Raw genomic sequence first — 26,781 nt, 5'->3', positions numbered from 1 at the left:
GCCGCTAACAGGCCCGGACCTCCGCCCATCACACCACGGAGGAACCGTGTCCCCCTTCTGCTACGACGGAGACCTCGACTTCACCGACCTGTTCTGCGGCCTCGGCGGCTCCACCCTCGGCCTCACCGAGGCGGGCATGCGCGCCCGACTCGTCATGAACCACGACGCCGTCCAGGTCGCAGCTCACCGCCTCAACCACCCCGAGTGCGAACACCTCGTCGAGGACATCAACGCCTTCGACAAGCGCAGCCTGCCTCGCACTCGCATCCTGTGGGGCTCCCCTATCTGCACCGAGATCAGTCCCGCCGGCGGCCGCAAGCGGACCCGCGGACAGATCGCCCTCCTTGGCCAAGACGGCCAGCCCATCGAGGGCGACGGGCAACCCGAGTTCCAGCGGACCCGCGCGACCGCGCTGGACATCATCGCGGCCACCGAGGTGCACCGCTACGACGCCGTGCTGTGCGAGAACGTCCCCGAGTTCTTCCTCGACTGGGAGCTGTTCGACTGGTGGATCGGCGGCTTCAAGATCCTCGGCTACAACCACCAGATCGTGTGCGCCAGCAGTGCACACCTCGGCGACGACGACAACGAGACGGCACCCCAGCACCGCAACCGCGGCTACGTCGTCTTCACCCGCGAAGGCATCCCGCTGCCCGACCTGGAGGTGCGGCCCGCCGCAGTGTGCCCGACGTGCGGGCCCGTCCAAGCCGTTCAGGTGTGGCGCAACCCGCGGCGCCGGAAGATGGGCAGCTGGGGCGTCCAGTACGACTACCGCTGCCCCACCAAGGTGTGCGGGCTGATCCTCGACCCGGCCGTCCGGCCCATCGGCGACGTCATCGACTGGTCGGCGCCCGGCCGTCGGATCGGCGACGGCCGCCCGGACCGGAAGAAGTTCACCCCCTACGCCGAATCGACCCGGACACGGGTCGCGGCCGGCCTGGCGAAGTTCGGGCACGAGCCGCACGTCACGATGCTGCGCCGCAACACCACCGCAGTCAGCGTCGACGGACCCGTGCCCGCCGTGTCGGCGCAGGGCAAGCACCACGCGCTGATCGTCCCGAACGGCCGTCGAGGCGCTGTTCGTACGACGGCCGAACCGCTCACCACGGTGGCGTGCAAGCCGCACCACAGCCTCGTGCGCCCGGCCCCGGCTGTCGACGACTGCACGCTGCGGATGCTGAGCCCGCGCGAGCTGGCCCGCGCGCAGCGGTTCCCGGCGGACTACATCCTCCCGGACTCCACCCAGGAGGCGCAGATCCTCGGCGTCGGCAACGCCGTGTCGGTGAACGCCGCGCGCTGGCTCGGCGAGCGCGTGAAGGCAGTGCTCGCCTGACGACTTCGGCCGCCCCCGCGACATTCGGGGGCGGCCTCCCACCCATCACACCGCGGAGAGCCCCATGGCACTGCACCTCACAGACCTCAGCGCCGAGGACGTCGCCGAACTCGTCGACTGCCTACTGCTCGGTGCCGACCAGACCGCCAACGCCCAGATCGCCGAACGCCGCCGCTACCTCGCCCACGGCATCGGCGATGCCCTCAACTCCCTGCCCACCCCCGAGCCCTCCGGAGGCACCCTGTGAAACCCAGCCGCATCCTGCGGTGGCACTACATCGCCGCCGCCGCCCTCGTCGGCCACTGCGCCGCCACCAGCCTCACCGCGGGCGCCTGGTGGTACGGCACCGGCCTGTTCATCGCCTCGCTGCTGTTCCTCGTCGCCCTGGCCCGGGACGTCGTCGCCGCCGACCGGGTGTGCAAGGCCGCCCTGGACGAGGCCGCCCGCATGGACCGGGCCGCCCGGATGCGGGCCTGGCAGGACCGACAGCGTGCCGAGATCGACGGCTGCTGTGAGCGCTGGTGGACGTCCGCCGGCGTCGAGCACGACACCACCCGCTGCGCCAGGAAGGACCGGGCCGCATGAGCCAGCGCCGCTACACCACGAGCGACATCACCGACGACCAGCTGGACGCGCTGTACGAGAACGCGAACGAGGGCTGGCGCCGCGGCGACCGATGGAAGGAGCGGGCTCTGGCCGCCGAGGCCGCCGTCGAGCGGCTCACCGCCTGGTGCAACGAGCTGGACGAACTCAGCCAGGTCGTCATGAAGGACGAGACGGCCAAGCACCCCGTAGCCGAGAACATCCGCCACCGACTGGCACAGCCCGAGGAGAACAGCACCCCGTGACCTGCGAACTGTGCGGCAACGCGGCCAGCGGCTACCTGTGCTCCCGGCACCGGGACCAGCTGGCCACGAGGCTGCATGAACTCCCTGCCCTGTACCGAGAGGTCGGTGAGTGCCTGGTGCCCCGCCGATCCGGCTGGGGCGACATCGTCGCTACCAAGAGCGCGGCCGGCCCCCGCTCTCCCGTTAACGAGGACGTCCTCGACACGGTGAACTGGGCCCGCGCGACCGAGGTGATCCACTCGTGGCGGACGGACGTCCGTCGGCTGCGCTGGCCGCACCGCGGGGCGCCCCCGCCCGCCCGCTTGGACGCCGACTGCCGGTGGCTGGCCCAGGAGCTGGACTGGATCGTCGCGCAGTACCCGGCGGCCGGCGACCTCGCCCGCGAGGTGGCCGAGCTGAACGGGCAGGTCCGTTCGATCGTCGGCGACCCGGAGCCGCGTCGGCAGAGGATCGGGTACTGCGTCGCGCTGGTCGGCGAGGGCGTGGTCTGTGGGGCCGTGATCTCCCGGCTGCCGGGTGAGACGCGGCTGAAGTGCCAGTGGTGCGGGACGGAGTACGGATCCGCCGACTACTTGATGTTGAAGCACTTCCAGCCTGCCGATGCGGCGTGACGCACGTCCGATACATTCAACGCACTGGACATTTTGTTCAGGCTATGGAACGGTAGAGAGCGAACGAAGGGCCGGGCAGCAGCTCGGGGGGTTGCAGCCCCCCGGCGCGCGCACCGCCCGGCCCTTCCACCGAACACCTGATCTGAGCAGGAGTCGGCATGACCGATCATTTCCCGCGCCCCAGTGCGCGCGCAACATCCCGGGCCTCGGCGGCCCGTGTCGCCGAGCTGCACGAGCTGTGCCGCCAGGACTACGCGAAGGGGGCGCGGCAGCGCCTGAGCGCGCAGTACCCGACCGCCTTCCTCGCGGTGCCCCCCGCCACCCCGGCCGCCGTGCCGAGCGACCTGGACGTCGCCATCAGCGTCGCCCAGCAGCTGCTCGACAGCGACCAGGTCCTCTCCCTCCGCGAGGCTCTGCGCCTCCTGCTCCGCGCTCTCGGCGCCGAGAGCGAGGTGCAGTCGTGAGGACCTCCAACCTGCCCAAGCCCGTCCGGGACCTGCTCGCCGCCGTGCTGGAGGCAATCGACCTCCCGCACCCGGCCACGACCGGCGGCACCGAGGTACACGACCGGCTGCTCGCTGACCGCGTCGTGCACGCCCGTATCGCCCTGCGCAGCGCCCTCGGCCTCGACGGCCCCGCCATGGACCCGGCGTGGGACGCCCAGTACCTCCGCGAGCGCCTCGCCCGGTACCCGGTCACCGGGTACGTCACCGCGGAGCAGGCCCACGCCGCGCTCGACGCGGGCAAGACCTGGACCGAGGCCGTCTCCCTCCCCGTCGAGGAGGGCCGATGAGCAGCCGCCACCTCACCGCGGGGCAGCAGGCCGTCCTCGGTGCAGCCGCTGTCGCCATGGCCGCCGTCGGCGGCTTCGGCGCCTGGGGCACGTACACCAACGTCCTCGCCCAGTTCCACCGCGGCGCGACCGCCGCCGGAGCCGTCGCCGCCGGCGAAGGCCTCGCGCTGATCCTCGCGCTGACGATGCTCGGGCTCACCATGCTCGGGCAGCCCGCGCCCGCCGCCGTCCGGGTCGGGCTGTGGCTCGCGCCGGCCGCCGCGTGCGGCACCGGCGTGTCCATCGCCCACACGATCACCGAGACCGTCGTCTACGGCGCCACCCCGCTCGCCATGAGCGGCGCCGCCGAGGGCCTCGGCCTGATCGCCCGCCGCGTCGTCGTCTACCGCACCGGCCGGGACGCCGAGACGCTGCGCCGCAACGCCGACACGGCCCGACAGCTCGCCTACCAGCGCGCCGTCGCCGACGGCCACCCCGGCGAGTGGCGGCGCAAGCTGGCCGTCCGCCGCTACTGGCGGCTCGCCCGGCACGTCGGCGTCGGCGACACCGAACTCGGCGACGGCCTGGTCAACGTCCAGCGGACCCGCATCCGCGACGGAGCCGACGCCACCCTCGCCGCCATGTACGGCGCCGCGGCCCTCGAGGAACCGGCCGCCCCGCGGCCCCGCCCGGCCACCGCGACCGAGGCGCTGCGCCGCCAGTTCGCCGACATGGAGCCGGTCGACGCGATCCGCCTCGCACACGATGCGCGACCTGACGCGCCCCCCGCCGAACTCGCCCACCTCCTCACCCACTACGGGCTGCCCGTCGACCCGATCGCCGTCGCCCTCGTCCTCGACCAGCGGCCCCCCAAGTACGACGTGCAGCGCGATGATGCGCCCGCGCATCAGCAGGTCAGCGCCCTGCCGCCCGTGAACCTCCAGGGCGCGGTCGAAGAGGCCGCATCCATCCTTGGCCCGGACCCGAAGCCGAAAGAGATCGTGGAGCACATCGCCCGCCACCGGCGCCTGGTCGTCGACGAGGCCTACGTGCGCACCGCCCTGTCCCGGGCCGCGAAGAAGCCCCAGACGCAGCAGCCACCGCTGCCCAGCGACGACCAGATCGGCAAGGGCGGCCAGGGTTACAACTGATGCCCGCCGCCGCGTTCTTCGCCGCGTTCTTCGCTGGCTCCGCGCTGGTCGCCCTCTATGGGCTGTGCGCTGTGGCGCTGCACGACGTGCCCCGCATCACCGGGACCGTCGCCTTCATCCTCACTCTCGCGGCGCTCGGCGTCGCCGTCCTCCGCTGAGGCAACCCATGTCTGACGAAGCTCCGATCACCCCGACGCGGGTGATCCCGGCCGGCGCCCCGCTGCCCGCGCCCGCCAGCCCGCCGCCTCCTCCGCCCCGGCCACCCGCGCCGCCGTCCGTCGCGGACCCCGGTCCGGACTGGTGGCACAACGGATCCGGGCCGTCCGGACCGCCACCCGTCCACGTCCACCACCATCACGTCTACGTCGACCTACCGCCCATCTACCTGCCCGGACACCCGGATCCGGAGCCCGTCCCGCGCTGGTGGCAGCGGATCCGCATCGCCTACAACGCCGGACTCGCGTTCCTGGCGGCACCGCTGTCCGGACCGTGGGCCTGGGTCCTCATCCACGTCCGCGACGACGGCTCCCTCACCGGGGCGTGGGTCATGGCCCTCATCCCGCTCGCCGTGCTCGGCCTGTGGGACAACGTCCGCCGCGCCGAGGCCGCGGGCGCGCACCCCGACCTGTGGCCGCCGAAACTCCGCGCCGGACTGGCCCGGCTCCTGCTGTGGGCCGCGGTCATCGGCACCGCCCTCGCCCTGCCCGTCACCACGCTCGTCTACCTGATCACCGGAGTGAACTCATGACCGCCCTCGCAGCAGGGGTGTCGCAGTACACCACCGGCACCGTCACGACCGCCGGATTCGCGCTCGGCCTGGCCCTGCTCGGCGCCGAGCACTGGCGCTGGCTGAAGGCCGGCGGTGCGGGCGGCGGGAAGAAAGGCGGCCCCCCGGCGGCGTCCGGCAGCGGGGGCCGCGACCCCAAGGCCATGGTCCCGTACTGGTTCGGGCTGGTCTGCGGCATCCTCATGGTCGCCTGCCCCGCCGGACTCCTCGGCACCGGCGCCGGCGTCCTGCGCTGGGGCGGCAACGGCCTCGGCGGCTGGATCATGTCCACGATGACCGGGCAGCACGCCACCGCCATGGCCTCCTCCTCCGCCCCCGGCCTCGACCAGTACGGCGCCGTCGTCGTCACCGCCCTCGTCATCGCCCTGTGGCTGCTGCGCAAGGGCATCGCCAAGGCGGTCAAGGGCAAGTGGAAGAAGGGCGTGCTCACCGGCGCGCTGCTGTGCATCAGCACCGGCACCGCCGCGCTGGTCGCCACGCAGATCGTCGGCGGCGCGAACGGGCTCGGCGCGATGGTGCTGCAGGGCGCGGCCACCTGGACGCCGGCGTGAGCGCCCCGACGACGAAGGAGTGGCTGCGCACGGCCGCGGACCGGCTGGCCGTCGGCAGCGGCCGCCTCGCCACCCGCTACGTGGGCCGCGCGCTGGCCACCAGCACAGCCTGGGTGGGGCGCTGGCCGGGCTGGCTGAAGGCCGGGGCCGGGCTCGTCGTCCTCGCCCGCGGGCCCCAGGTCCTCGCCCGGCTGGGGGACTGGGCACACGCACGCGCGGCGTCGGGAGCGTGGGCGCCCGGACTGTTCACAGCCGCCGGGCTGTGGGCCGTGGCCGCCTACCGGGCCGGCCGCGCCGACCGGCATCCTGCCGGGGAGAGCACGGCACCGGTCCGTGAGAGCGGCGAGACGCCGGCTGCGGCCGAGAGCCGCCCGGATGACGACACGGGCGAACATCCGGTCCCCGAACCGCTGCTTCCCGGCCTGCCGGACCTGCGCACGGCCCTGCTGCGGGTCGGCACACCGCACGCCCACCTCGCCGTCCTCGCCGCCGACATCGGCACCACCCCCGACCGGGTCCGGGAGGCCCTGGAGAAGTGGGAGATCCCCGTCGAGGCGGTGCGGATGCAGGGCCGGGGCACGTCGACCGGCGTGAAGGGCGGCCCCGCGGCCCACCCCGCTCTCGCCCCCCGCCCAGAGGACGTAGCTGATGTTGCCGCAGGTCAGCCCGGCAACAACAGCAACAACAACGCCCCGGCCGAGGAGGGGTTGCGGGTCGAGGCGATCGGCCTGTCCGGCTCCATCATCCGCGACCCGGCTGACACCGTCCGCCACCACACCGTGGCCAGTAAGTAGGACCGAAGGGACACGCCATGGGCTTCTTCCAGGACCGCGCTGCCGACATCAAGGACGCCGTCGACCAGGGGGCGCCTGAACACGCCGCCAGCCTCATCGTCCACTCGATGCTCGAAGGCCCCGGCTCGGCCGGCGACAACCTCGCCGGCCTGACCGACGCCGTGCAGGCCGACAAGAGCTGACATCACGAGACCCCGGGGCGGCCGTCTGCTGCCAGGCGATCCGGCCGCCCCGGCCCCCATCCCGATCACGAGACAGGAGACCGCCATCATGGCACTCGGATTCCCGAAGCCGATCAAGAAGGACGACCCCCGCCTGCAAGGCAACGAGACCACCTACCAGGGCAGCCGGGGCGGCTGGGTCAAGACGCCGAAGAAGCCCACCCCCGGCACCCCGTCGAAGGGATGATGGCGGCCATGACCAAGCACCTGCCGCCCGAGCTCCAGCGCATCGCCGACGCCCACGACGAGGCCAACCTGAACAGCGACCCGGTCACGTACGTCTACGAGTTCATGCACCAGGGCACCAGCGTCGCCCTCTTCGAGCCCGCCACGCCTCTGCCCATCCCCACCGAAGGCCAGATCATCGAGCTGCACAGCCACTTGGTCAAGGTGACCCGGGTGCGCGTCGCCTACGAGTCCGCCGGCCCCGGCGCTGAAGCCGCTGCCGCCGTAGCCGTGGAAGTCGAGCCGGCCGCCGAGCCGAGCGTCACACCGCTCACGGAAGAGCAGGTCGAGGACGCCGTCGCTCTGGCCGCCTTCCTCGACACCCGCTACGGCGAGGACATCGCCGGGCTTCCCGACGGGTCACCCGGCAGGCGCGCTGCGGTCGGGTACCGCGTGATGGTGACCCAGGCCCGTGTCGACCTGACCAACCAGGACCACCCGCCTCTGCTGCGGTGGCGGGCGGTCACCAACCTCCGGGACCTCGGGCGGCGCTGGGCGGGCAACTTGGACGGGACCGGCCGCGACCCCCGATACCGGGCCACGTGGCTTCCCGACGGATTCCCCAGCGCCCCGAAGGGAGGATGACGCCTCCATGCCTGAAGAAGCCCACGCCGTGCTCCTCGTCAGCCCCTACACCTCCGAGTGCAGCGGGTGCGGGAAGGGCGCGTCCGCGACGGACACCCACCACACGGAGATCGTCGGATACGCCTACGGCGCGGGTCCGCGACCGGCCGGGTGCGGGGCCCGGTTCGTGGCCATCGCCGCGAAGTGGTCGGTCGTCACCTCGGACGCACTCCGCCGCCTCCGGCCGGACCTGCCCATCTCGCCGACGGGGGAACCTCCCCACCCCGACACCTCGAAGAAGGGATGACCACCATGCGGATCGGGCCGTTCGAGATCATCGTCCGCCGTCGCCACAGCGGCCCTCCCTGCGGGGCCTGCCAGGGCCGGGGGCTGTTCCACACCAAGGGCAGCCCGGACAAGTACCCGGCTCCCAAGGGGTACGACGGGGTGACGCTGTGCGGATGCGGCACAGCTCATGACCGACTTGCTGACGCCGCACGCCAGCGCCGCCGCCAGCGGCGTGAGCGCCGCAGCGTTGCCCCGTTCTGACCCCGCTGTCACACCCTCGTAGCACACTGACCCCAGGGCCCCGCCGCGCAATCCCCCGACGCGGCGGGGCCCTGTCGCGCCACCCCCGCCACACCAGCGCCCCGTACCGCCACACCCGCGGCACGGGGCGCCGCCACGAGAGGACACACCCGTGATCGAGCCCGCATACCGAGTCCAGTGCGACGGCCCCGGACAGGAGTGGCTCCCCCCGACATCCGACCAGCCCGCCGGGATCGCCGGCGCCTGGCCCAGCGAGCGGGACGCGACGCGGGCGGCCGTCGCCGCCGGATGGCGCCACGCCCCCGACAGCGATTTCAGGACCCGGTTCTGCCCCGCCTGCCAGACGCTCCAGCGATGAAGTGACGCCCGCTGACCCGCGCCCCGCCCGGCACTCCCCAGGCAAGACGCTGGCGCGAGAGGATGAGCCAATGAGCGCACACCCCCTCCTGCGCTGGCCCCTATCGGCCTGGAACCACATCGCCCACGACTGGCGCCGCCCCGCCCGCGCAGCACAACGCCCGGACTACTTCAGGATCGCGCTGCTCGAACACGAGCTGCTCGGCATCGAACCGGCCCCCGGCACCGCTGCCGCCGCCGTCGTCAACCTCCAGCGCAACTTCGCGCCCCTGCAGGCCGGCGCCGCGCCGGACCACCGCGAGGAAATCCGTCCGTAGCCGCATCATGGAGGGCATGGAGAGCGAGATCATCCGTCCCGGCTACCTCACCGCCCATCAGACCGCCCGGATCCTCGGCATCACCCTCGGCGGTGTCCGACAGCTCGTCCGGCGCGGCCGACTGGCACGCGCCGGCGGCACGGACCGGCAGCCCTGGTACCGCGTCGCCGACGTCACCACGCTCGCCGCCGACCGGCGCATCACCAAGGCAGCTTGACCGCAGGTCAGAGACCTGTCACGATCTCGGTGTACAACTGTGCCCGCAGACCGGACAGCGCCCCAGGCTCTTCGCTACTTGAACGCCACGGTGAATGCCCCCGCGGCCTTCACTGCCACCCTCGCTGGCTCCAGATCAGCCACGCGCACCTGATACGAATCCTCGACCGGCTTCACGCCCGGGATACTCACCGCGAACCGGCACGTGATCGACTCGTTGCCAGCGTCGCGCGGCTGCCCCAGCCCGAGCTTTCCCTCGCCGAGGCGAGCCCCGTCAGGGCCGAACACCACGACCGGCGCGCCCTCGGCGACGTTCCTATAGATGCTGCCCTGGTAGCCAGTGCAGCTGGAGGCCCCCGCCTCGATACTTCCCCGCACCGGCAGCACCACCGACCCCGTCATCGTGAACACCCCCGGCGGCCCGCTGCTGGCCGCACCGCCACCGGCCTCATCCCCGTGCGACCCGCACCCAGCCGCACCCAGCACCACCCCCGCCATGCTGGCCACCACCAGCAGCCGCCACCTGCGCGCCCCCACAGTGGACACGGTCTCGGGCATCGACGCACGCGCAATCTCGTCAGACATGGGCCGCAGCATCCCAGCTCAGCCAACCCCGCACTCCCCACGTGCCCAGATCGTGACCGGCAGGAGGGGCCGTGGCTCGCAGCCGCTCGTACACCATCTGCACCGTCCCGGGCTGCCCCGAGTACACCCATGGCGGCCGGTGCCCCGACCACCGCCGTGAGGCCGAGCAGCGCCGCGGTACCGCGCGACAGCGTGGATACGGGCGCAGCCACGAGACACGGTTCCGCCGCAGTGTCCTCGCCCGCGACCCGCAGTGCACCTGCGGAGGATGCGGCAGTTGCAGCCAGGCAGACGAGCGCTGTGTCCGCGAGAGCAAGCACGCGGACCACTGGCCCAAGGACCGACGCGAGCTCGTCGCCGCAGGCCTGGACCCCGACGACCCGGCGCACGGGCGCGGGCTGTGCGGCCCGTGCCACAGCGCGCACACAGCTCGACACCAGCCAGGAGGATGGAACAGGTGAGCACACGCACGGTGCAGATCAGCAGCACGAGCGGCCGACACCGCGTGGTCGTGGACGGAGTCGACCTCGCCCCGCTCCTGCGCGGGCTCACCCTGGAGCTGCAGGCCGGTCAACTGCCCAAGGCCACCCTGGACCCTGTGCTCGTCTCTGGCGACTGCCAGCTGGAAGCGGCGGACGTGGTCGTCTCCGAGCAGGTGTCGACCGCCCTCGTCGCGCTCGGCTGGACACCCCCGACCGACACGGAGAGTGACACCACCCCAGGGGGGTGACCCCAATCCGGCCCGGTCTCCGGACCGCCGGGGAGGTCCATCGAAAGTCTGCCAGGTTCAGAACTCCGGGCACCGGAACGTCTGTCACAGACAGTAATCACAGGTCGGGCGCAACGCTCGGCCGTTCTCGTCCCGCGCAACGCGGTGGAGGAGACCGACATGCCGAAGGGTGGAGCACGCAGCAGGTCCGGCCCGGCCCCTGACCCGACCGCGCTCCGGCGGGAACGAGACGCCGGCGAGTGGACGATCCTGCCCGCCGAGGGCCGCCAGGGCGCAACGCCCGACTGGCCACTGACCGAGCAGAACGACCGAGAAACCCAGATATGGGAGCGACTCTGGGGGATGCCGCAGGCCCTCATGTGGGAGCGCTACGGCCAGGAGGTGGAAGTCGCCCTGTACGTGCGCCGCCTGGTGGAGGCCGAGGCACCCGAGTCCTCCGTGGCCCTGTCCACCCTGGTTCGGCAACTCGCCGACTCGCTCGGGCTGTCCACCCCGGGTATGCGCGCCAACCGGTGGCGTATCGACCGTCCGTCCGAAGAGGACGAGGCGCCGACTGGCCCTTCCGGCCCGACGATCGCGCCGTCCTCGGCGCGCGCCAGGCTGAGGGCGGTGCCCGGTGTCGGCGGCTGACGATGGGACCTGGCCCCTCGACTTCCCTACGCTGTTCGTCGTCCCCGACTGGATCGCCCAGCACTGCCGCCTGCAGTCGGTGGGCGGCCTGGACAACACCCCGCAGCCGTTCGAGATGTACGACTGGCAGCTGCGGATCACGGCGAACTTCTACCGGGTGAAGCCGTCCGCCACATTGGGGCAGCTGTCGACCGCGTTCCACTACCGCCGCGCGCAGGGCGTTGCGCCGCAGAAGTCCGGCAAAGGCCCGTGGGCGGCGTCCATCGTGGCGGCCGAGGCGGTCGGCCCGGTGCTGTTCAACGGCTGGGCACGGGGCGGCGAGCGGTACCGCTGCTCGGACCAGCGCTGCGGATGCGGCTGGGTGTACGAGTACGAGCCGGGCGAGCCGATGGGCCGGCCGTGGAACCAGCCGCTGATCCAGATCACGGCGACGTCCGAGGACCAGACCGACAACACCTACCGGCCGCTTCAGGCGATGATCCGCACCGGGTCGCTCGGCGAAGTGATGCGGGTCGGCGAGCAGTTCATCCGGCTGCCGAACGACGGCCGTATCGATGTTGTCACCTCGTCCGCCCAGAGCCGCCTCGGCAACCCGATCACGTTCGCGGTGCAGGACGAGACGGGCATCTGGACCGACGCGAACGGCATGACCAAGGTGGCCACGACCCAGCGTCGTGGCCTGGCGGGCATGTCCGGGCGGTCGCTGGAGACGACGAACGCGTGGGACCCCACCGAGAACTCGGTGGCGCAGAAGACCGCGGAGACCAAGGTCAAGGACGTGTACCGGTTCCACCGGCTACCGCCCAAGGGCCTGGACTACGCCACGAAGACGGAGCGACAGAAGATCCACGCTGCCGTCTACGCCGGCAGCTCGCACATCGACCTCGACTCCATCGAGGGCGAGGCCTTCGAGCTGATGGAGAAGGAGCCAGCCGAGGCGGAACGCTTCTACGGCAACCGCATCGTCGCCGGTATGGGCGCCTGGCTCCAGCGGGACCGCTGGGACGCCCGCGCGGCCAGGGAAGAGGTCCGGGACGGTACACGCCTGGTCCTCGGGTTCGACGGCTCGGAGGTTGACGACTGGACCGGGATCCGAGCTGAGACGCTGGACGGCTACCAGTTCACGCCGACCTACGGGCCCGACGCGCGGCCGTGCATCTGGGACCCGGAGGAGTGGGACGGACAGGTGCCGCGGCTGGAGGTCGACGCGGCCGTGGACGAACTGATGGGCCGCTTCGACGTGGTCCGCATGTACGGAGACCCGCCGTACTGGACCAGCGAGATGGCGGCCTGGCAGGCCCGCTACGGCGAGAAGCGTGTCACGGAGTGGCAGACGTACCGTGCGGCGCAGATGCACGCCGCGTGCGAGCAGCTGCTCACCGACGTCGTGAAGAAGGACAGCACCTTCCGGCACGACGGCTGCGAGACCACGTCGATCCACGTCCGCAACGCCCGCAAGGCCGCGCGGCCGGCCAAACGCTACGTACTGCGGAAGGCGACCCACCACCAGAAGATCGACCTGGCCGTCGTCTCAGTCCTCGCGCACGAGGCGGCCCAAGACGCCATCGCCGCAGGGCTGAACAAGCCCAAGAAGAAGGCCGCCATGGTCGTGATGTGAGAGGAGGCGGCCGGTGAACATGGACGAGCTGTCCGAAGAGGACTGGGCGACCTACCTTTCCCGCACCCACGACTTGGAGCTGGGCGAGCTTCAGCGGCTGAATGCCCACTACGAGGGTGAGCAGGAACTCTCGTACATGCACCCCGAGCTGCTGAAGGAGATCGGCGACCAGATCCGCCAGGTCGTCATCAACTGGCCTCAGCTCATCGTGGACGCCATCGAGGAGCGCCTGGACGTTGAAGGGTTCCGGTACGCGCGCTCCGACTCGGCCGATGACGAGCTGTGGCGGATCTGGCAGGCCAACGGGATGGACACGAAGTCCCAGCAGGCCCACACTGACGCGCTCGCGATGAAGCGGTCGTTCCTCGTGGTCGGCACGAACGCGAAGTCGCCGGACACCCCGCTGGTGACGGCCGAGAGCCCGTTGCAGATGTACGCCGACTTCGACCCGGCGACCCGCGAGATTCGGGCGGCGCTGAAGCGGTACAACGAGATCGACCCGCTCACCGCGGCCGTCCGGGACCGGTACGCCACCCTGTACCGGCCCGACGCGACCGTGCACTTCAAGTCCGCTGGCCCCGGCACGTGGACGGTCATCGACCGTGACGATCACGGGGTGGGCGAGCCGATGGTGGCGGTGCTGCCGAACCGCGGTCGGCTGCTGATGCCGGGCGGGCAGACGGAACTGAAAGCCGTGCTGCCGCTCTCGGACGCGGCGTGCAAGATCGCGACGGACATGATGGTGGGCGCCGAGTTCCACGCTCTGCCGCGCAGGGCCGCGTTCGGCTTCGACGAGGACGACTTCGTCGACGTCAACGGTCGGCCGACGTCGGTGTGGTCGCGGCTCACCGGGCGGATCTGGTCGACATCGAAGACCCGCAAGGAAGACGGCGCGGACGTCCTACAGTTCCCGGCCGCTGACCTGAAGAACTTCCACGAGACGATCGAACTGCTGGCGCGCGTCGCGTCCGCGCTGGCCGCACTGCCGCCCAACTACATGGGCCTAGTGGCCGACGACGCTGCCTCGGCCGATGCGATCCGCTCCCGCGAGACGCGGCTGGTCAAGCGGTGCGAGCGGCGGCAGAAGCCGTTCAGCGGCGGCTACGAGCGGATGAACCGGCTCGTGATGCGGCTGCTGGAGGGCTCGTGGGATCCCCGGCTGATGCAGCTGGAGACGCTGTGGCGGGACCCGGCCACACCGACGTTCGCGCAGAAGGCGGACGCCACGGTGAAGCTGGTGACGGGGAACGTGATCCCAGTCGAGCAAGGCCGCGAGGACCTCGGATACACCGCCGGCCAGCTGGAGCGGATGCGGCAGATGGACGAGGCCGCACTCACCCGGGCCGCCGCGGTCGACTTGCACGCACTCACCACCGCCCCGCCCGAAGTGCCCGTGAAGCCTGCGCCCGAGCCGGTCCGGTGAGCGCCCCGCCGATTCCCGAGCAGGAGCACGCCCGCCTGGTCGCCGCCTACGGCGCGGCCCAGCGGCGCGCCGTTCTGGCGGCAGAGCGGCAGGCGGCCCGCTGGTGGGCGGCTCTGGACACCGGTGACCTGTCTGGGTCGTGGCTGCGCCAGGTCGGGCCAGCGCTGGTACGGCTGCTGGTTGCCGCGCAGTTGCTCGCCGCAGCCCCGGCGCAGTCCTATGTGGACGCCATGGTCCGCTCCGACGGCCTGGAGCCGGACTACGTCTCAGACGCGTCCCGAGTCACGTCCCGCGCGTTGGCGGGGGTGGCCGCCGATGGGCGCCCGCTCGACAGCCTGCTGTACACGCCGGTGATCCGCACGAAGACGCTGCTGGGTGCAGGGGTGACGCTGCCGGAGGCGATGCTCGCCGGGCAGATGAGTCTGCGGCGCATCGTCGCATCGGAGGTCGCCGACGCTGGCAGCGGCGCGTTCGGCGTGGCGGTCGCCGCGAACCGGACGGTGACCGGTTACGTCAGGGTGGTGCGGGCCGGGGCGTGCTCGCGGTGCGCGATCCTCGCCGGCCGCTGGTACCGATGGAACGCGAGCTTCCTGCGGCACAAGCGGTGCCAGTGCTACGGAGTCCCGGCCACCACGGCGCGGCGCGGCCGGACCACGGACCCGATGTCGTTCTTCCGCAGCCTGTCCCACGCCGAGCAGAACCGGCGCTTCACGGCCGGCGGCGCGCGGGCGATCCGGGACGGCGCCGACATCTACCAGGTGGTGAACGCTTCACGGTCGGTGACGACGCTGGATGCCTACGGTCGGCAAGTGGCCGCCACGCTGGAGGGCACCTCGCGCCGCGGCTCGTTCTACCAGCAGATACGGCGCGAGACGGAGCAGCGCACCGGGCAGAGGTTCGCACGCGGCTCCGCCGATGTGGAGAGCGGCCTGCCTCGCTTTCACCTGCGCACGCCCCGGCTGATGCCGGGCGACATCTACCGCATGGCCGAGAGCCGGGACGACGTGATCCGTCTCCTGCGCCGCTTCGGCTACCTGACCTGACCCCGGCGCAACGCCGGCGGCCCCGACTCTCGCAACGGGAGCAGAAGATGAGCACATCCCCTGAGCCGACCACCCCGACGACGGGCAACCCGCCGCCCGGGACGGGGCCCGCCAATCCGCCGGTCCCGCCAGTGTCCCCGGCGCCCCCGGCGCCCACCGACCCTCCGCAGCCCCCGACGGGCGGCACGCCCGACGATCCCCCGCTCGGCCCGGCTGGGGAAAAGGCCCTGGCGGAGTGGAAGAAGCGGGCCAAGGCCGCCGAGGACCAGGCCAAGGACCAGGCCGCGCGGCTGAAGGAGTTCGAGGACCGCGACAAGACCGCGGCGGAGAAGCAGGCCGACGCCCTCAAGGCCGCCCAGGAGCGCGCGGCCAGCGCCACCCAACTGGCCGTGTCCGCGAAGGTCGAGGCGCTCGCCGTCGGCCGGTTTCAGGACCCACTGGACGCGGTCGAGGCACTCCAGGGCGGCACGTATCTCACCGAGGCCGGGACGGTCGACCAGGACGCCATCAAGGCCGCCCTGGACGACCTGCTGACCCGCAAGCCGCACTGGGCGACCGGTCCGCGCTCCCCGAAGCCGGACCCCTCGCAGGGTCCCCGGCCGGGCGGCACGCCCGGCGGCGTCGACGAGCAGATCGCAGCGGCCAAGGCCAAGGGCGACTGGCGCACCGTCCTGTCGCTGGAGAACAGCAAGCTCGCCAACGCCAAGAACTGATCACCCGGGCAGGCACCCGCCGCGCCCCGCACCGTAAGGAGAGCCCCCATGGCTGGGAGCATCACCGCCCTGGGCACGACGTACAACCTGCCCAACTACACCGGCGTCCTTCACCAGCTCACCCCGGACGACACCCCGTTCTTCTCCGCGATCGGCGGCCTGACCGGCGGCGGCCAGACCACCGCGAAGGAGTTCGAATGGCAGACCTTCGACCTGCGCTCGGCCGGGCAGAACACGGCCCTTGAGGGCCAGGACGCGCCCACCGAGCAGGAGCGGGTGCGCGGCTCGGTCGACAACATCACGCAGATCCACCACGAGACCGTCGGCGTCTCGTACACCAAGCTCGCCGCAGTCGGCGCGCACTCCGGCCTGAACATCGAGGCCACCAACCCGGTCCGCAACGAGCTGGACTGGCAGGTCGAGCAGATGCTCAAGCAGATGGTCCGCGACGTCGAGTGGTCCTTCATCAACGGCGTCTACCAGAAGCCGATCGACAACACGACGGCCCGCCGCACTCGCGGCATGGTCCAGGCCGTCACCACCAACGTCGCCAGCGCCGGAACCGCGCTGGGGCAGGCGGCGGGCGCCGTCAGCACGGACGCCTTCACCCTCAGCGCCCACGGCCTCGCCGCGAACGACCAGGTCACCCTGGACAGCATCAGCGACCTAACCGGCGTCAGCGCGGACACCGTCTATTACGTCAGCGGCCCGACGACCAACACCTTCAAGCTGGCCGCCACCAAGGGCGGACCGGCGATCGACCTGACCGGCGCCGACGGCACCGCGAACGTCACCAAGCTCGCCGCCGTCTCCAAGGCGGCCATCGACGGCCTGCTCCAGACCGTCTTCGACAACGGCGGGATCATGGAGTCGGAGACCGCGACCCTGGTCGTCGGGTCCACCTCCAAGCGCGGCATCACCGACGCCTACGCCAACGCCTACGGCAAGTACACCGAGACGTCCCGCACCGTCGGCGGCGTCAACCTCCAGACGATCCAGACCGACTTCGGCGTCCTCAACATCATGCTCGACCGGCACATGCCGAAGCACAAGGTCATGGTGACCTCCCTGGAGGAGTGCATGCCGGTCTACCTGGAAACCCCCGGCAAGGGCCACTTCTTCGCTGAGCCGCTGGCCAAGACCGGAGCCAAGGAGCGCACCCAGCTCTACGGCGAGGTCGGCCTGAAGTACGGCAACGAGCGCAAGCACGGCCTGCTGACCGGCCTGGTCGCCAGCCTGTAACGAGGGGAGGCGGCGGTGGCACTGGCAACCCTGGACGACCTCGCCGACCGGCTCGGCCGGGACCTTACCGAGGAGGAACAGCGCAGGGCCACCGCGTGGCTGGAGGACGCGACCGCGCTGATCCTCAGCCGCTTCCCGCAGTACGAGGCGGCGCCGACGGCCGTGTCCAAGAAGGTGGCCTGCGCGATAGTGCTGCGGGTGCTGAACAACCCCGACGGCAAGCGCCAGGAGAGCATCGACGACTACTCGTACACGATCGACTCCTCCCGTTCCCGCGGCGAGGTCTACCTCTCCGACGACGAGGAAGAAGAGCTGAGGCCCCCCAGAACGAGAGCCTTCAGCATCGTCCCCGGCGCCCCGTGCGCGAGGCGGTGGCCATGAGCGCCGACGGCGCCCGTACCGCAGGCCGTGCGACCGCCACGGCCCTCATGCGCGACCACTGCGTGATCGAGGATCCGGGCGTGGTCACGACCAGCGAGGACGGACAGGACACCACCAGCCTCGTCGTCATCTACGACGGGAAGTGCCGGGTCAAGCCGGCGTCCACCGCGGTGGTGACGCCGTCGGTGAACGCATCGGCGCAGACCTGGCAGTACAAGGTCAGCATCCCCGTCGGGGCGGAGCCGCTGCGCGCCGGGCTGCGCGTCACCGTCACCGCGTCGGAGGATCCGAGTCTGGTCGGCGTGCGACTGGCGGTGCGGAACTTCGACCGGGGCACGGATGTGACGGCCCGCCGCATGTGGTGCACGGAGGTGAGCCGATGACCGTCATCGTGACCGGCGCGCAGGAGTCAGCCGCCGCGCTGCTGCGCGCCATCGTGCAGACGGAGCGGAACGCGACCACCGCCGTGGCGGTGACGGCCGGGAAGGTCAAGCGAAGCGCCGCGCAGCGGATCTCGGGCCGCCCGCACCTGCCCGCCTACCCGTCGGCGATCACGTACACGGTCTCCCGGGGGGCGGCGGGCCCGGAGGCGGAGATCGGCCCGGACAAGGGGCGCTCGCAGGGCCCGCTAGGCAACTTGATCGAGTACGGGTCCGTCCACAACGCGCCGATCCCGCATCTGGGGCCGGCGCTCGACGAGAACGCCGACGACCTGGTCCGCGGCATCGAGGTCGCCGTCGTGCAGGCGTTCCGGTGAACGTCACGGACCGGCTGATCGCCGCGCTGGAGGATGCGGGGCTCGCGGTCGGCGACGGGCAGCCCCGCAACGCTGCCGGGCCGCTTACCGGCCGGTACGTCGTCGTGAGGCCGCGGCAGGTGATGCGCGGCGAGGGCAGCATCGGCGCCCCGAACAGCGACCGGCAGCCAGAGTTGCAGATCACCTCGGTCGGCCCGTCCCGTCGCGCTGCCGACCAGGTCGCCGAGATCGCCGACCGGGTGGCGCTCGGGCCGATGCCTGCTCCGGACGGGTGCGCCTGGCAGCAGACGGCCGTGTACGTCACCGGGACGGCGACGACGACCGAGCCCACCACCGACCCGACCGCCCCCGAGGCCACCACCTGGTTCCGGGTCGATGTCTACCGCTACTACCTGACCCCCGCGTAGGAGGATCCCGTGGCCGACGAGCCCACCCTGTGGCTGGAGATGAGCCACCCGAAGTTTCCCGACGTGCCGCCCGCGGCGGTCTCCCGTACCGCGTTCGAGCTGGTGTGGGAGCCGCGCGGCTGGCAGGTGGCCGACGAGGGCGCCGACGCGGCGCCCGCCCCCGACACCGTGGCAGCCCCGGAGGCCGCCACGTCCACCCCCGACGCGGCACCCCGCCGCAAGACCGCGGCCCCCGCCGCATCGGAGGACTGACCCATGGCCCGTTACGGCACCACGGGACGCGTCGCGATCGTGTTCGCGCCGACTGTCGCCGACCCGGCCGCGCCGACCATCGCGGAGATCGCGGCCGGCGTGAACCTGTCCGACCACGTCACCCGCGACGGTCTGAAGACCCCGTCGAGCGGCAACACGATCGACGCCTCGGACATCGGCAGCCGGTTCAACAAGACCGCGCCGGGGACCTACGGCGGCGACGCGGCGGAGATCACCGCGCACCGCGACTCCAAGGCCGCCACCGACCTGGCGTGGACGACGCTAGAGAAGGACGCGACCGGCTTCCTGGTCGTCGCCCGCGCGGGTTTCGACCAGCAGTCGGCGACGGGCCTGGGCACGAAGGACGGCGTCGCCAAGACGGGGGACCGGTGCCAGGTCTACCCGGTCACGGTGATCTCCCGGGCGTCCAACGACACCGGCGACAACGAGACCGACAAGTTCACGGCGAGCCTGGCGATCACGGGCGAGCCGGAGCAGGACGCCGTCGTGGCGGCAGGGAGCTGACGTTGACGACCGTGCCTGAGACGTTCCAGCCCGGCCAGGCCCCCGCCCCGGCGGCGGGGGCCCTGAGCCTGGCGGACGTGACCGCCCGCATCCAGCGCCCGCGCGAGCGCGTCCCGCTCTACCTGGACGCCGAGACCGCCTCGCAGATCGCGGACACCGAGGAGGCACTCAAGCGGGCCCGGGAGTACGACGAGCTCCACAACGAGCCCGACACCGCCCCGGCCATCGCCCGGCACCTGCGCGAGCTGGAGGAGCGCGCCGAGTCCTCGAAGGTGGTGTTCGTGCTCCAGGCGGTCACGCACCGCGCCTACCAGCGGCTGCGCGCGAAGTGTCCGCCGACCGAGGCGCAGATCGAGCGGGCCGCGAAGCTGGCCGAGGCGCGCGGCGAGTCACCCGGCGAGCCGGCGTTCGATCCGGACGCGTTCGCGCCGCTCCTCGTCCGCCACCAGATGCTCGAACCCGTCGTCAGCAGCGACGAGGAGTTCATGGTGTTCTGGGAGCAGCTGAACGACGGCCAGCTCAACCAGCTCTGGTCGACGGCGCTCACGGTGCAGCTCGGGGTGACCGACCCCGGCCCAAAATCCGAGCTCGCATCCGAGACTCTTCAGAGCTTCGGGCTCAGCTGAGCTACTGCGCGCCCCGAGGGATCCCGTACTCGGTGTTCATGGGCCGGGTGCGGGCGCCGGGCGAGCCGGAATGGACGCAGGAGGACACCCTCCTGGCGATCGAGTGGCAGCGGCTCAAGGACGAGACGTGCAGCTGCGGGCATCTGCTGTCGGAGTCGCTGGACGAGGCCAACGAGTACGAGACCAAGCGGATCACGTGCTTCGCCTGCCAGGCCAAGGAGCGCGCGGAGAAGGCGGCCGGGGAACGTGAGGGCGCGGACCTGTCCGGCCACAAGATGACCGTCGTCCACGTCGGGAAACGCCCGCTCCTGGGGGACTGACCAGCACAACAACTCAACAGGGGGTGGTCCATCGTGGCGGAGCGCACCGTGCGCGTCAGGGTGGTCGCGGATCTGGCCGGGTTCGGCGCGCTGCGGACGGCGGCCGGGCAGGTGTCCGGCTTCGGGCGGCAGGCTGCCCTGGCCGGCGCCGGGGTCCGCGGGCTGACGACCGCATCCGCCGGAGCCCGGCGGGGGCTGGCCACGGTCGGGACCGGTGCGCGGGGCGGCGCGTCCGGGCTGCGGGACACCACCACGGCGGCTGGGGCGGCACGGCGGGGGCTGACCGGCGTCACCACCACGGCGTCGGGGCTGCCGGGCGTGTTCGGCCGGATCGGGTCCGCAGCCCGCTCCGGCCTCTCCTCGGCCGCCTCGGCGACCTCGGCGCTGCTGGCGCCGGTGCGGAGCCTGGGCGTAATGCTCGCAGGCGGCGCCATCATCTACGGCCTGGCGGACATCGTCCACGAGGGCAACGAGTACAGCTCCGCCCTGTTCAAGTTCGGCGAGGTCACAAGGGCCAGCGGCGCCGAGATGCGGGCGGCCGGCCGGGAGGCACAGGCCCTCGGCACGGACATCCGGCTCCCGGCCGTGACATCGGCCGAGGCCGCCGAGGCGATGACCGAGCTGGCCAAGGCCGGCCTGTCCGCGTCGGACTCGATGAAGGCGGCGCGCGGCACCCTGCAGCTCGCCGCCGCAGCGCGGACCGAGGTGTCCATGGCCGCCCGCATCGAGGGCGACATCATGGACCAGTTCGCCATGAAGGGGTCCCAGGCCACGATCGTGGCGGACACCCTGGCGAACACGGTCAACAACTCCAGCGGTGAGTTGATCGACCTGTACTACGCCATGAAGTACGTCGGGCCGACGGCTCACAGCATGGGCGTCTCCATCCAGGAGACCGCCACCGCCGTCGGCCTGCTCGGCAAAAGCGGCATCATCGGCGAGACCGCGGGCACCACCCTGCGCGGAATGCTCGCCCGGATGGCCGCGCCGACGAAGCAGGCCAAGGCCGGGCTGAAGACGCTCGGCATCGAGGCGTTCGACACCAGCGGCAAGTTCAAGGGGATGGCCTACGTCGTCGACCGCCTGGCCGACGCCCACCACCACCTCTCCCAGAAGGAATTCACGTCGGCCGCGGCACTCGCGTTCGGCAAGCCCGCGCTCTCCGGAGCGACCGCGCTCGCGCACCAGGGCGCGAAGGCCTACGAACTGCTCTACAACCAGATCAGCCGCGCGGGCGGCGCCGCCGACATCGCGGCCGCCGAGTCCAAGGGCCTGGGCGGCGCCATGCGCACCATGGGCGCCCAGCTCAAGGGCTTCTTCCTCCAGGCGTACATGGGCGTCTCCCCAGTCCTGGAGCGGATCACCCGGGGCATGGCCAACTCCGTCGCGGCTGGGATCCCCTACGTGCAGCGCGGCGTGCAGGTCGCCGGGGCGCTGTGGGCCGTCTACGGTCCCACCGTCGAGGCCAAGCTCGCCGACGCGGGCAGCCGGGTCCGCCGCCAGGCCGGGAAGATGGTCGACCCGCTGCTCACCGTGCTGAAGACGGGGCTGGCTGCGGCCGGGCCCGCGCTGGCCGGCGCCCTGTACGGGGTGTGGACCGTCCTCCAGAACATCGGCCACGCTGTCGGCCCGCTCGTCGACGGCCTGGCCGCGTTCGTCTCCTCCGTCGACTCCGGCACGGGTGCGCTTGGTCTGCTCGGCGGCGTCCTCGGCACCACCATCGGTGCTGTCTCGCACGTCACCGATGTCCTGGGCCCGCTGGCTTCGCTCGTCGGCGGCATCGGCAAGGCGTTCGGGAGCCTGCCCGGCCCGGTGCAGCTCGCGCTGCTGTCCATGCTGGCCATGCGCGCCGCCCGCGGTCCGCTCGACGGCCTGCGCACCAGCGTGACCGCCTACGGCCGCGCCGGGATCAACGCGTTCCGTGGCGTCGGCGACGCGGTCATGTACCAGCGGGTCCTCGCCGCGGGCGCCGGCCGGGACCTGGGCCGATTCGGTGGTCTGATGGCCGAGATGGAGCGCCGGTCCCCGGCCATCGCCCGCATGGGCACCGCCTTCCGCAGCACGGCGGGCGGGATCCAGGCGGCGGGCGGCCGGGCGGTGGCGTTCCGGTCGGTGCTCGGCGGGCTCGGCGCGGCGGCCGGGTCCGGCGCCCTGTCCGGGATGCGGAGCCTGGTCGGGTTCCTCGGCGGCCCGTGGGGCGTCGCGATGGCCGGGGCGATGATCGGACTGGCGTGGCTGGCCAAGCGGCAGCAGCAGGCCGCCGCCGCGGCGGCGGCACACCAGCAGCGTGTCTCGGACCTCACCAAGGCGCTGAAGGACTCCAACGGCGCGGTCAACGGCAACGTGCGCGCGCTCGCGGCGCAGGCGTTGCAGGACGCCAAGCTGCGGGACGGCAAGACCAAGCTGGTTGACGTCATGCGGGAGGCCGGAGTCAGCCTCACCCAGCTCACCGACGCCTACACCAGCCAGTCTGGCGGCGTGGAGAAGCTGCGGCAGAAGCTGCTGGCGACCGCCGACGCGCACGTCAAGGCCGGGCGCGCTGGCACGTCGTATGTGCAGGGCTGGGACGAGGAGGGTCTGGCCGCAGCCCGAGCAGCTGACGCGATCGCCAACCTGTCGGGTGAAGTCCCGGATGCACTCCGCAACAGTAGAGAACTGGCGGCGGCCCAGAAGGGCAGCGGCGATGCGGCCATGGACGCCGTCAACCCCACCAGCCGACTGAAGGAGGCCATCGCGGCGTTGGCCGACTCAACGTCGGACGCGGACACGAAGGCCAGGGCACTGCACAACGCCTTGAATTTGTTGTCCGGCGGCGAGCTGGACGTTCAGGCGGCGGTCGCGGGCCTGAACGAGAAGATGGCCGCGCTCAAGGACACCTGGTCGGGCGGCGTTGACAAGTCGAAGGGGTTCGGCAAGGACATCAGCGACCTGAGCCGGTCACTGATCAGCGTGGACGGCACCCTCAACACCACCACCGACAACGGCAGGCTGCTGTTCAACCAGCTCCAGGACCTCAACTCGGGCGCGGCGTCCGCCGCCCAGGCCACCTACGACCTGGCCCGCGCCACCGGCGAGGCAGCCGGGCCCGCACTGGCCAAGGCCGAGCAGCACATGCAGTCGGCGTGGAAGGCAGCGGTCACCGCGGGCGAGAAGTTCGGGCTGACCAGCGAGCAGGCGCAGCAGCTGGCCAACACCATGGGGTTCATCCCCAGCAGCCTGGCGATCACGCTGGACACTCCGGGCCTGGACGAGACCCAGAAGGATCTGCTGTACGTGCAGGGCCTGGCAGGGCACATGCCGACGGGCTCGGAGATCCGGGTTTCGGCGCTGACCGACGAGGCGACCAAACAGCTCACCGACCTGGGATTCCAGATCGAGAAGCTTCCGGGCGGCCGGCAGGTGGAGATCACCGCGCCCACCGCCAAGGCAGCGGCCGACCTGGACGCCCTGATCGCGAAGAAGCTCCCGGCCAAGCAGGTCGCGGTGTCGGCCAAGACCCAGGCCGCCATCGCCGACCTGGAGGTGCTGCAGACCAAGGTGGCCCGCACCAAGGGCAAGTCGCTCACCATGACGGCGCTCACCGGCGGCGCCGAGCAGGCCCTGGCGGGGCTGGGTTTCAAGGTCACGCACATGAAGGACGGCACGGTCCGGGTCACGATCCCGACCGGGCCGCCGCTGAGCGCCATCGGCTACATCCAGGGCGCCATCAACAACATGAGCGGGAAGACGCTCGGTATCGGCGTCTACACCACCGAGCACTACAAGAAGGTGCAGGACGGGCCGTCCATCCCCGGCATCACGAAGAACGCCCAGGGCAACGTCCTCGACTTCTACGCCGGCGGCGGCCTGCGCGAGCAGCACGTCGCGCAGATCGCGCCCGCGGGGGCCATGCGGGTGTGGGCGGAGCGGGAGACCGGCGGCGAGGCGTATGTGCCGCTCGCACCGGCGAAGCGGGGCCGCTCCACCAAGATCCTGGAGGAGGTGGCGCGCCGGTTCGGGTACCGGCTGGAGAAGTACGCCGAGGGCGGGATCACCGCGTTCGCGTCCGGCGGGTTCACCTACGCGCCCGCCGAGGTGGCCACGACGTTCGGTGTCGGGACCGGCATGGACCGGTACGACGCGGCGGTCCAGAGGCTGAAGGACGCCTGGGAGAAGCTCACATCGGCACTGGAGGACCAGAAGAAGAAGACGCAGGCGGTCCGGGACGCCGAGGCGAATCTGTCCCGGGTCCGGTCGGGCAAGCACACGGCCAAGCAGCTCGCAGACGCGGAGAAGAAGCTGCGGGACGCCCGCGCCGCGTCCGCGAAGGCCAACACCGCCGCGTCGGCGGCGCGGAAGAGCGTCAACTCCGCTGATGCGGCGCTCGGCCTGAAGGCTGGCGCCAAGGCCCCGACGGGCTTTGACCTCGGCGCCTACGGCAAGCAGCTCGGGGTGGCGGCCAGGGCGAACGCCGCGTGGGAGAAGAACCTCCAGGCGATCAGCAAGCGGGCCGGGGCGGACGTCGCGGACACGCTGCGCGGGATGGGTGAGGACGGGGCGGCGCTGGTCGCCGCTCTCGCCAAGGCCAGCGGCAAGACGTTCACCGACATCGTGTCCAACCTGAAGCGGCTGGCGCCTACGGCCAAGGCGACGCTCGCGGACTACACGCAGCAGCTCGGCACCGCGGCCAAGGCGGGAGGTGACTTCCAGAAGAACCTCCTGAAGTTGGCGAGCATGGGCTTCGGCGACCTCGCGACGCAGCTCGCCGCGCAGGGCGACGATGCCGCGCAGACGGTCGCCGCGGCGGCGGTGCGCAGCCAGGCGTCGGCTGCGGCGGCGGACACGGCGGCGAAGGCGAACTCCGCGCTGCTGTCCTCCGAGGAGCTGGCGGACGCGATGACGCTGCTGGGGGTGCTGCGTTCGAAGCCGGGTGCGGGTATCGCGGACGTGATCGCGGCCGGTCTGGACTGGGCGACGATCCGTGCGCTCGCCCCGAAGATCGCGAGCGAGATCAAGGGCGTGTCCGGCTCCGGGCACTTCGTGGATCAGATGCGGGACCAGCACGTCGCGATGGCCCGGGGCGGGATCCTGCCGGACTCCTCGTACACGGTCGTGGCCGGGGAGCGCGGCACGGGCGGGGAGGCGTGGATCCCGCTCGGTGCCGGTAACCGGGCCCGCTCCACCGCACTGCTGTCGAGTGTGGCCGGGACCTTCGGCTACCACCTGACCCCGGTGCGCGGCGGCGGCGCGGGCACGGTCGTCCAGCACGTCACGAACAGCCGGTCGGTGACCTTGCACGGCGCCAAGCAGTCCAGTGCCGAGCAGGCCGCCGACGTCGTGCGGCAGATGGCCTTCATCACCTGACAGAGAGGAGGGCGCCGTGGCCGGTCTTGCGCCGGGCTACCGCTTCACCGAGCACCTCATCCAGCTCGGCGACATTATTTTCGGCCAGGTCGACGAGGCCGGAGTGCACTGGCATTGCGAGAAGGCGGAGGGCTGGGAGGGGCCGGAGACCCGCATGGACCTCGCGCAGCGCGAGGCCGATCACGGGGCCTGGCCCTCTCCGGCCTACCTGTCCGAGCGGGTCATCACCCTGTCGGGCAAGGTGTTCGCGCCCAGCCGGGCGGCCTGCGACGAGGCGTTCGAGCGGCTGCTGGCCGCGGCCGCGCTCACGGACACTGTGCTGGCGGTGTACGAGACGGTCCCCAAGCGGCTCGTCGTGCGCCGCTCGGGCAAGCCGCTTGTGCAGCGGCTGACCGGGACCGTGCTGGAGTACTCCCTCCTCGTCACCGCGGCCGACCCGCGCCGCTATGCCCTGGACGAGCAGTCGGGGACGACGCCGCTGCCGTCGACCACCGGCGGGCTGGTGTTCCCGCTGGTGTTCCCGGTGTCGTTCTCCGCGGTCACGGTCGCGGGCGAGATCCGCGCCGAGAACACGGGCAGCTTCGAGACGCGGCCCGTGCTCGTGATCGACGGGCCTGTCGTGGCCCCGACCGTGTTCGCGCAGTACGACGACGGCACCGTCCAGCGTCTCGCCTTCTCCCAGGCGCTGGCCGCCGGGGACCGGCTGGTCATCGACACCGACGCGCACAGCGTGATCCTCAACGGCAACGCGGGCCGGCGCCGGTTCCTGTCCGTGCCGTCCGGATGGCCGGTCATCCCCGCCCGTTCCGTGGTCCGGTTCCAGTTCCGCTCCGACACCTACAGCCCGACCGCACTGCTGACCGCCCGCTGGCGCTCGGCATGGATCTGAG

37 protein-coding genes are annotated in these 26,781 nt (G+C 71.8%); 36 read left to right on the top strand and 1 reads right to left on the bottom strand.

All coding sequences use genetic code 11. From position 1 onward, the window contains the following. The first annotated feature begins 46 nt into the window (after window positions 1-46). The 19 genes from R4Z62_RS17930 (at window position 47) to R4Z62_RS17840 (ending at window position 9,297) form a co-directional block, all read left to right on the top strand. Window positions 47-1,333, top strand: coding sequence for a DNA cytosine methyltransferase (locus R4Z62_RS17930; RefSeq protein WP_491520325.1), 1,287 nt, complete (start codon window positions 47-49; stop codon window positions 1,331-1,333). A gap of 64 nt (window positions 1,334-1,397) precedes the next feature. Continuing rightward, window positions 1,398-1,580: a hypothetical protein gene (locus R4Z62_RS17925; RefSeq protein ID WP_491520324.1), complete on the top strand. Its 183-nt coding sequence runs from the start codon at window positions 1,398-1,400 to the stop codon at window positions 1,578-1,580. After that, window positions 1,577-1,918, top strand: a complete 342-nt coding sequence (locus R4Z62_RS17920) for a hypothetical protein (protein WP_491520323.1) — start codon at window positions 1,577-1,579, stop codon at window positions 1,916-1,918. The genes R4Z62_RS17925 and R4Z62_RS17920 overlap by 4 nt, the downstream gene beginning before the upstream one ends. Then, window positions 1,915-2,181: a hypothetical protein gene (locus R4Z62_RS17915; RefSeq protein ID WP_491520322.1), complete on the top strand. Its 267-nt coding sequence runs from the start codon at window positions 1,915-1,917 to the stop codon at window positions 2,179-2,181. The genes R4Z62_RS17920 and R4Z62_RS17915 overlap by 4 nt, the downstream gene beginning before the upstream one ends. Further along, window positions 2,178-2,792 carry a hypothetical protein gene (locus R4Z62_RS17910; protein ID WP_491520321.1) on the top strand — a complete coding sequence of 205 codons (615 nt, stop codon included), beginning with the start codon at window positions 2,178-2,180 and terminating at the stop codon, window positions 2,790-2,792. The genes R4Z62_RS17915 and R4Z62_RS17910 overlap by 4 nt, the downstream gene beginning before the upstream one ends. A gap of 158 nt (window positions 2,793-2,950) precedes the next feature. After that, the gene (locus R4Z62_RS17905) at window positions 2,951-3,256 is read left to right on the top strand and encodes a hypothetical protein (RefSeq protein WP_491520320.1); all 306 of its coding nucleotides are present in this window, start codon (window positions 2,951-2,953) and stop codon (window positions 3,254-3,256) included. Then, window positions 3,253-3,585: a hypothetical protein gene (locus R4Z62_RS17900; RefSeq protein WP_491520319.1), complete on the top strand. Its 333-nt coding sequence runs from the start codon at window positions 3,253-3,255 to the stop codon at window positions 3,583-3,585. The genes R4Z62_RS17905 and R4Z62_RS17900 overlap by 4 nt, the downstream gene beginning before the upstream one ends. Then, window positions 3,582-4,715, top strand: a complete 1,134-nt coding sequence (locus R4Z62_RS17895; protein WP_491520318.1) for a hypothetical protein — start codon at window positions 3,582-3,584, stop codon at window positions 4,713-4,715. Before R4Z62_RS17900 ends, R4Z62_RS17895 begins: the two co-directional genes overlap by 4 nt. Continuing rightward, complete coding sequence (locus R4Z62_RS17890) at window positions 4,715-4,873, top strand: hypothetical protein (protein WP_491520317.1); 159 nt, start codon at window positions 4,715-4,717, stop codon at window positions 4,871-4,873. Before R4Z62_RS17895 ends, R4Z62_RS17890 begins: the two co-directional genes overlap by 1 nt. An 8-nt stretch (window positions 4,874-4,881) precedes the next feature. Then, a complete protein-coding gene (locus tag R4Z62_RS17885) occupies window positions 4,882-5,463 on the top strand; it encodes a hypothetical protein (RefSeq protein ID WP_491520316.1) in 582 nt (193 codons plus the stop codon). Further along, window positions 5,460-6,053 (top strand): hypothetical protein, encoded by a 594-nt coding sequence (locus R4Z62_RS17880; RefSeq protein WP_491520315.1) that lies wholly within the window; start codon window positions 5,460-5,462, stop codon window positions 6,051-6,053. Before R4Z62_RS17885 ends, R4Z62_RS17880 begins: the two co-directional genes overlap by 4 nt. After that, the gene (locus R4Z62_RS17875; RefSeq protein WP_491520314.1) at window positions 6,050-6,847 is read left to right on the top strand and encodes a hypothetical protein; all 798 of its coding nucleotides are present in this window, start codon (window positions 6,050-6,052) and stop codon (window positions 6,845-6,847) included. The genes R4Z62_RS17880 and R4Z62_RS17875 overlap by 4 nt, the downstream gene beginning before the upstream one ends. 17 nt (window positions 6,848-6,864) lie before the next feature. After that, window positions 6,865-7,029, top strand: coding sequence for a hypothetical protein (locus R4Z62_RS17870; RefSeq protein WP_491520313.1), 165 nt, complete (start codon window positions 6,865-6,867; stop codon window positions 7,027-7,029). Between the two features lie 88 nt (window positions 7,030-7,117). Next, window positions 7,118-7,255, top strand: coding sequence for a hypothetical protein (locus R4Z62_RS17865; RefSeq protein WP_355475967.1), 138 nt, complete (start codon window positions 7,118-7,120; stop codon window positions 7,253-7,255). Window positions 7,256-7,263: 8 nt separating this feature from the next. Further along, window positions 7,264-7,878 carry a hypothetical protein gene (locus R4Z62_RS17860; protein ID WP_491520312.1) on the top strand — a complete coding sequence of 205 codons (615 nt, stop codon included), beginning with the start codon at window positions 7,264-7,266 and terminating at the stop codon, window positions 7,876-7,878. Between the two features lie 7 nt (window positions 7,879-7,885). Next, on the top strand, window positions 7,886-8,164 hold the full coding sequence (locus R4Z62_RS17855) for a hypothetical protein (RefSeq protein WP_491520176.1): 279 nt from the start codon (window positions 7,886-7,888) through the stop codon (window positions 8,162-8,164). Then, window positions 8,161-8,406, top strand: coding sequence for a hypothetical protein (locus R4Z62_RS17850; protein ID WP_491520177.1), 246 nt, complete (start codon window positions 8,161-8,163; stop codon window positions 8,404-8,406). Before R4Z62_RS17855 ends, R4Z62_RS17850 begins: the two co-directional genes overlap by 4 nt. 428 nt (window positions 8,407-8,834) lie before the next feature. Then, window positions 8,835-9,080: a hypothetical protein gene (locus R4Z62_RS17845; protein ID WP_491520311.1), complete on the top strand. Its 246-nt coding sequence runs from the start codon at window positions 8,835-8,837 to the stop codon at window positions 9,078-9,080. Window positions 9,081-9,096: 16 nt separating this feature from the next. After that, entirely contained in the window at window positions 9,097-9,297 is a 201-nt protein-coding gene (locus tag R4Z62_RS17840) for a hypothetical protein (protein WP_491520310.1), read from the top strand. A 74-nt stretch (window positions 9,298-9,371) separates the two neighbouring features. Here the strand turns inward: R4Z62_RS17840 and R4Z62_RS17835 are convergent, their stop codons facing one another. Beyond that, window positions 9,372-9,881 (bottom strand): hypothetical protein, encoded by a 510-nt coding sequence (locus tag R4Z62_RS17835; protein WP_491520309.1) that lies wholly within the window; start codon window positions 9,879-9,881, stop codon window positions 9,372-9,374. Between the two features lie 457 nt (window positions 9,882-10,338). Here R4Z62_RS17835 and R4Z62_RS17830 point away from each other — a divergent pair, with 457 nt between their 5' ends. The 17 genes from R4Z62_RS17830 to R4Z62_RS17750 all read left to right on the top strand — a co-directional run bounded on the left by R4Z62_RS17830 (window position 10,339) and on the right by R4Z62_RS17750 (window position 26,780). After that, entirely contained in the window at window positions 10,339-10,611 is a 273-nt protein-coding gene (locus R4Z62_RS17830) for a hypothetical protein (protein WP_491520308.1), read from the top strand. Between the two features lie 159 nt (window positions 10,612-10,770). Continuing rightward, window positions 10,771-11,241, top strand: a complete 471-nt coding sequence (locus tag R4Z62_RS17825) for a hypothetical protein (protein ID WP_491520307.1) — start codon at window positions 10,771-10,773, stop codon at window positions 11,239-11,241. Next, window positions 11,228-12,859, top strand: coding sequence for a hypothetical protein (locus R4Z62_RS17820; RefSeq protein ID WP_491520306.1), 1,632 nt, complete (start codon window positions 11,228-11,230; stop codon window positions 12,857-12,859). The genes R4Z62_RS17825 and R4Z62_RS17820 overlap by 14 nt, the downstream gene beginning before the upstream one ends. Window positions 12,860-12,878: 19 nt before the next feature. Further along, entirely contained in the window at window positions 12,879-14,282 is a 1,404-nt protein-coding gene (locus tag R4Z62_RS17815) for a phage portal protein (protein WP_491520305.1), read from the top strand. Then, the gene (locus R4Z62_RS17810; protein WP_491520304.1) at window positions 14,279-15,325 is read left to right on the top strand and encodes a VG15 protein; all 1,047 of its coding nucleotides are present in this window, start codon (window positions 14,279-14,281) and stop codon (window positions 15,323-15,325) included. The genes R4Z62_RS17815 and R4Z62_RS17810 overlap by 4 nt, the downstream gene beginning before the upstream one ends. Window positions 15,326-15,372: 47 nt before the next feature. Then, the gene (locus R4Z62_RS17805; protein ID WP_491520303.1) at window positions 15,373-16,038 is read left to right on the top strand and encodes a hypothetical protein; all 666 of its coding nucleotides are present in this window, start codon (window positions 15,373-15,375) and stop codon (window positions 16,036-16,038) included. A 48-nt stretch (window positions 16,039-16,086) separates the two neighbouring features. Next, complete coding sequence (locus tag R4Z62_RS17800) at window positions 16,087-17,280, top strand: SU10 major capsid protein (protein WP_491520302.1); 1,194 nt, start codon at window positions 16,087-16,089, stop codon at window positions 17,278-17,280. A gap of 15 nt (window positions 17,281-17,295) precedes the next feature. Continuing rightward, the gene (locus R4Z62_RS17795) at window positions 17,296-17,661 is read left to right on the top strand and encodes a Gp19/Gp15/Gp42 family protein (protein ID WP_491520301.1); all 366 of its coding nucleotides are present in this window, start codon (window positions 17,296-17,298) and stop codon (window positions 17,659-17,661) included. Next, window positions 17,658-18,044 carry a DUF6093 family protein gene (locus tag R4Z62_RS17790; RefSeq protein WP_491520300.1) on the top strand — a complete coding sequence of 129 codons (387 nt, stop codon included), beginning with the start codon at window positions 17,658-17,660 and terminating at the stop codon, window positions 18,042-18,044. The genes R4Z62_RS17795 and R4Z62_RS17790 overlap by 4 nt, the downstream gene beginning before the upstream one ends. Beyond that, window positions 18,041-18,418, top strand: coding sequence for a hypothetical protein (locus R4Z62_RS17785; RefSeq protein ID WP_491520299.1), 378 nt, complete (start codon window positions 18,041-18,043; stop codon window positions 18,416-18,418). Before R4Z62_RS17790 ends, R4Z62_RS17785 begins: the two co-directional genes overlap by 4 nt. Next, complete coding sequence (locus tag R4Z62_RS17780) at window positions 18,415-18,825, top strand: hypothetical protein (RefSeq protein WP_355476005.1); 411 nt, start codon at window positions 18,415-18,417, stop codon at window positions 18,823-18,825. The genes R4Z62_RS17785 and R4Z62_RS17780 overlap by 4 nt, the downstream gene beginning before the upstream one ends. Window positions 18,826-18,834: 9 nt before the next feature. Next, window positions 18,835-19,077, top strand: coding sequence for a hypothetical protein (locus tag R4Z62_RS17775; protein WP_491520298.1), 243 nt, complete (start codon window positions 18,835-18,837; stop codon window positions 19,075-19,077). Between the two features lie 3 nt (window positions 19,078-19,080). After that, window positions 19,081-19,602 (top strand): phage tail tube protein, encoded by a 522-nt coding sequence (locus R4Z62_RS17770; protein WP_355476009.1) that lies wholly within the window; start codon window positions 19,081-19,083, stop codon window positions 19,600-19,602. 2 nt (window positions 19,603-19,604) lie between these two features. Further along, window positions 19,605-20,228 (top strand): hypothetical protein, encoded by a 624-nt coding sequence (locus R4Z62_RS17765; RefSeq protein ID WP_491520297.1) that lies wholly within the window; start codon window positions 19,605-19,607, stop codon window positions 20,226-20,228. Window positions 20,229-20,260: 32 nt separating this feature from the next. Beyond that, window positions 20,261-20,548 (top strand): hypothetical protein, encoded by a 288-nt coding sequence (locus R4Z62_RS17760; RefSeq protein WP_491520296.1) that lies wholly within the window; start codon window positions 20,261-20,263, stop codon window positions 20,546-20,548. 33 nt (window positions 20,549-20,581) lie between these two features. Next, entirely contained in the window at window positions 20,582-25,891 is a 5,310-nt protein-coding gene (locus R4Z62_RS17755) for a phage tail tape measure protein (RefSeq protein WP_491520295.1), read from the top strand. A 16-nt stretch (window positions 25,892-25,907) separates the two neighbouring features. Beyond that, on the top strand, window positions 25,908-26,780 hold the full coding sequence (locus R4Z62_RS17750) for a phage tail family protein (protein WP_491520294.1): 873 nt from the start codon (window positions 25,908-25,910) through the stop codon (window positions 26,778-26,780). Window position 26,781: the final 1 nt, after the last annotated feature.

It is taken from the genome of Streptomyces sp. PL-25 (assembly GCF_058344915.1).
This window is presented reverse-complemented; position numbering and strand designations above follow the sequence as displayed.